Origin of the sequence: Paraclostridium benzoelyticum (genome assembly GCF_001006285.1) — a bacterium.
Taxonomy (GTDB): Bacteria; Bacillota; Clostridia; order Peptostreptococcales; family Peptostreptococcaceae; genus Paraclostridium; species Paraclostridium benzoelyticum.
Genome location: NZ_LBBT01000121.1, coordinates 1 through 4,236, shown reverse-complemented (window position 1 = coordinate 4,236; position 4,236 = coordinate 1). Strand labels below are relative to the sequence as shown.

General features: G+C 25.7%; 3 protein-coding genes. 2 read left to right on the top strand and 1 reads right to left on the bottom strand.

Annotated features, from left to right (window positions below):
• Nucleotides 1-119: 119 nt before the first annotated feature.
• Nucleotides 120-308 (top strand): ferredoxin, encoded by a 189-nt coding sequence (locus VN21_RS05255; RefSeq protein WP_046822376.1) that lies wholly within the window; start codon nucleotides 120-122, stop codon nucleotides 306-308.
• A 153-nt stretch (nucleotides 309-461) separates the two neighbouring features.
• The gene (locus VN21_RS05250; protein ID WP_226896673.1) at nucleotides 462-3,695 is read left to right on the top strand and encodes a ligand-binding sensor domain-containing protein; all 3,234 of its coding nucleotides are present in this window, start codon (nucleotides 462-464) and stop codon (nucleotides 3,693-3,695) included.
• Between the two features lie 28 nt (nucleotides 3,696-3,723).
• On the opposite strand, the gene VN21_RS05245 is transcribed toward VN21_RS05250, so the two are convergent.
• Nucleotides 3,724-4,167 (bottom strand): MarR family winged helix-turn-helix transcriptional regulator, encoded by a 444-nt coding sequence (locus tag VN21_RS05245; RefSeq protein ID WP_046822375.1) that lies wholly within the window; start codon nucleotides 4,165-4,167, stop codon nucleotides 3,724-3,726.
• Between the last annotated feature and the right edge of the window lie 69 nt (nucleotides 4,168-4,236).

Sequence of the window (4,236 nt, the reverse complement as noted above, 5' to 3'; positions counted from 1 at the left end):
TATTTATTAGGAAGAAATTTATAATTTAAAAAAATCAGAATATATGTTTAAATTAAAAATTACTTGGGTAAATAGTAAATGCTAGCAAATTAATATTAAAAAAATTGGAGGACGTTAAAATGAAAGCATTAGTAGATAAAGATATATGTATAGGATGTGGAGCATGTACAGGTATATGCCCAGAAGTATTTGATATGGATAATGATGGATTAGCAATAGCTATAAAAGAAGAATTAAAAAGTGAATTAGAAGATAGTGCGGTAGAGGCTCAAGATGGATGTCCTGTAAGTGCTATAATAATAGAATAATAATTTTTGGTAAAAAGGCTATCTTATAAAAGAGATAGCTTTTTTTAGTTTTAAAAGAAGTTCATATAATTGTATAAATATATTTATAAAAATCGAAATATAGTATAATGGTGCCTATGCGAAAAAATGGAACAGATTGAATGGAGGACTTATATGAAAAAAATGAATTTAATAAAAAAATTTAATATATTTGTTCTAATAATGATATTTTGTGGTATTAATCTAGATTTAGCATATGCATATAATGACATGAGTTTTAAAAATATAACCATTGAGGATGGCCTTTCTCAATCGTCTATAAACACTTTATATCAAGATACAAATGGATATATGTGGATAGGTACTAATGATGGGCTTAATAGATATAATGGATATGATTTTAAGGTGTATTCATATAACGATAAGAATAAAAATAGCATAAGCAACAACTTTATAATAGATGTTACAGAAGATAATAATAGAAATATATGGGTAGGAACTGCAAACGGATTAAGTAAAATAAACTTAAAGAACGGAACTATAAATAATTATTTAGATGGATACAAAAATGGCAATTTATCACATTATAATATACTTGATGTCCTAGTAACTAAAGATAATCGCATTATAGTTGCAACATCAAATGGATTAAATTTATATGATAAAGAAAATAACAAGTTTAAAAGAATTTTAAGTAGTGAAAAGCAGTTAACAAGTCAAATTGTAAATTCATTGACAGAAGATGAATTTGGGAATATATGGATAGGAACTGATAGTGGATTAGATAAGTATGACACAAGTCTAAAAAATAGAATGGGTTTTTATAAAAATAAAGGAAACAACTCTATAAGTGAAAGTAGTATAAATAAAGTTTATTACGAGAAAGGTAATATATGGCTAGGAACAAGTAATTCAGGGTTAATAAAAATAAATGTATCAAACAACGAAATTACTAGATATAGCAATAATTCAGATAATAAAAATTCATTACCAGGAAATCATATAAATGATATTATGAAGGACAGCAGGGGGAATTTATGGATTTGCACAAACCAAGGCTTAGCTAAATACAATTATAAGACTAATAATTTTATTACATATTCAAATGAAATATATGATAAAACTAGTCTTATAGCTAATGACGTAATTAGTATAATTGAGGATAAAAGTGGGTTAATATGGTTAGGGACGTATGCAGGAATAAGTATGTTTGATCCAGATAATGAAATCAAACATTATAAAACTAATCCATCAGATGAAAATTCTATAAACAGCAATTTGATACAAGGTATATATGAAGATAATGAAGGTCTTTTATGGGTAGGAACAAACTCAAAGGGAATTAATATAATAGATAGAGAAAAAAATATAGTGAGAAGAATAGATAAAGAACACAATGAGTTTACTTTAAGTGATTACTCTATAAATGATATAACTGGAAAAGATGACTATATATACATAGCAACTGACAATGGGTTAAACGTATTAAATAAGAAAACAAAAAAAGTTGAAAAATATTTTAAAGAAAATAATATTGCAAATAATAATATTAAATCATTATTTTTAGATAAACGTGGATATTTATGGATAGGAACAATTGACGGAATTAGTATGTTGAATACAAGTGACAATACTATCAAAGATTATACTTACTTACTGGAAAAAATTAATAAAAATGATACATACGTATCTTCTATATATGAGGATAAAAATGGGTACCTGTATATAGGGCTTTTTTTACAAGGCGGACTCATAAGATTAAATTTAGATACACATGAATATGAAGTTTATAAAGCTGATAAGAGTAAAGCTAGCAGCATAAGTAGTAATAGTATAAAAGATATAAAAGAAGATTCATATGGCAATGTATGGATAGGAACTAGATATGGGCTAAATAAATTCAATCCTAAAAATAAAACTTTTAAAGTTTACACAACTAAAGAGGGATTACCCAATAATACTGTGTATGGAATTTTGTTTGATAAAGAAAATAATCCATGGGTTAGCACTAACTTAGGAATAGCTAAATTAGATATAAAAAGTGATAAATTCCAGACATTAGGAGTCGCTGATGGATTGCAAAGTAATGAGTTCAACAGTAATGCATCTTATGAAAATAAAAACGGAGAGTTTTTCTTTGGGGGAATAAATGGATTAAATGTTTTTTATCCTGAAGATATAAAAAAATCAAACTTTGTTGGTCATGTAGAATTTGATGAATTTAATATAAATGGGAAAAATTACAAAGATATAAATGGGAAAAAATTTACTAGTTATGAGAATAATATAAGTATAAACTTTTTTTTAACTTCGTATAAAGATGTAAAAAAAACACAGTATTATTACAAGTTAGAGCATAAAAATAATCCCTTTAACTTGTATTCGAAAAAAAATAGTGATTGGAATATAACTCATGAGAATACTGTTGTTTTTAGTGATTTAGATGCTGGAGATTATACGTTTAAAGTGGTTGCGAGAAATGATAATGGAAATTTTAGCGAACAAAGTAGTATTAATTTTACTATAAAAAAACCTTGTTGGTTAAGTAATATAGCTTTATCTATATATGCTGTAATAATAATAATAATAATTTACATGAGTATAAATAGAATGAAAAAATTAGATAGGCTTGTTGAAAAAAGAACTTCTCAGCTTAAAAATGAAATGGAAAAAAATAATAATCTTTTGAATAAAGTTATTGTATTAGAAAAAAATAAAAACAATTATTTTGTAAATTTGTCACATGAATTAAGAACCCCTTTAAATGTAATAAATAGTACAAGACAACTTATAAGTGAACTTAATAAAAAGAAAGAAGGAATAAGCAAAGAAAAAATAAGTCATTACATGGATGTTATAGATAAAAACTCAAAAAGACTTTTAAATCTTATTAATAATATAATAGATAGCACAAAATTACAAAATGGTCAGTATATGGTTCAATTAGAAAAATATGATATAGTTTATATTGTAGAAGAGACTGTTTTAGGGCTTAGAGATTTTATAGAAAACAAAGGCATTGAGTTTATAATAGATCCTGAAATTGAAGAGAAAATAATAGAATGTGATAGATATGAAATTGAAAGATGCATAGTAAATTTAATTGGAAATGCAGTTAAATTTACACAAAAAGGTGGAAAGATAGAAATAAAAGTAAAAGATTTAAATGATAAAGTAATGATAAGTGTAAAAGATAATGGTATCGGAATTGAAAAAAAATTCCATGAATCAATATTTAATAGATTTAATCAAGTTGTTGATGTTAATTCAGAGGTAAAAGGAGGAAGCGGTTTAGGCTTAACTATTACCAAGCAAATTATAGAACTACACCGTGGGACTATATATGTTGAAAGTGAAGTTGGCAAGGGTAGCGAATTTATTATAATTTTACCTGAAAAAGTTAAATAAAAAAGAACTCCACAGAGTTCTTTTTTATTTAATCTAGCTTGACTATTATATTAGTAAGCTGAGAAACCAAATCTTGCATTTGGACTAAATCATCATTTGAAAGCGTTGACAATTTAGTGAAAAGAGACTCCTTTAGTCTTCTTTTATGTTCAGCTGATATGTCCAAAGCTTTTTGTGTTAACGCTATTCTGACAATTCTTCTGTCATTAGGATCTTCAGTTCTATGAACTAGGTCGTCTTTTAAAAGTTTATCTATAATAGGCGTCATATTTGGCTTAGATATTTCTAAGTTAGAAGCTATGTCTGATATAGATGAAGACCCATTATTAAGTAAATAAAATATAACTTTAACATGTGATGGTGGAAGAGGCGAGCATTTAACCATTTTATCTTGATTAAACACTTTATTATTCAGTTGAATTAACAAGCTGAATAATGCATCAGATGTTTTAGTTAAATCTTTTTTATCCATATAAAATCTCCTTTAACCTGTAATTATATTACTATTATAAACTAAAATAAAATTTTATACAATTTAAAA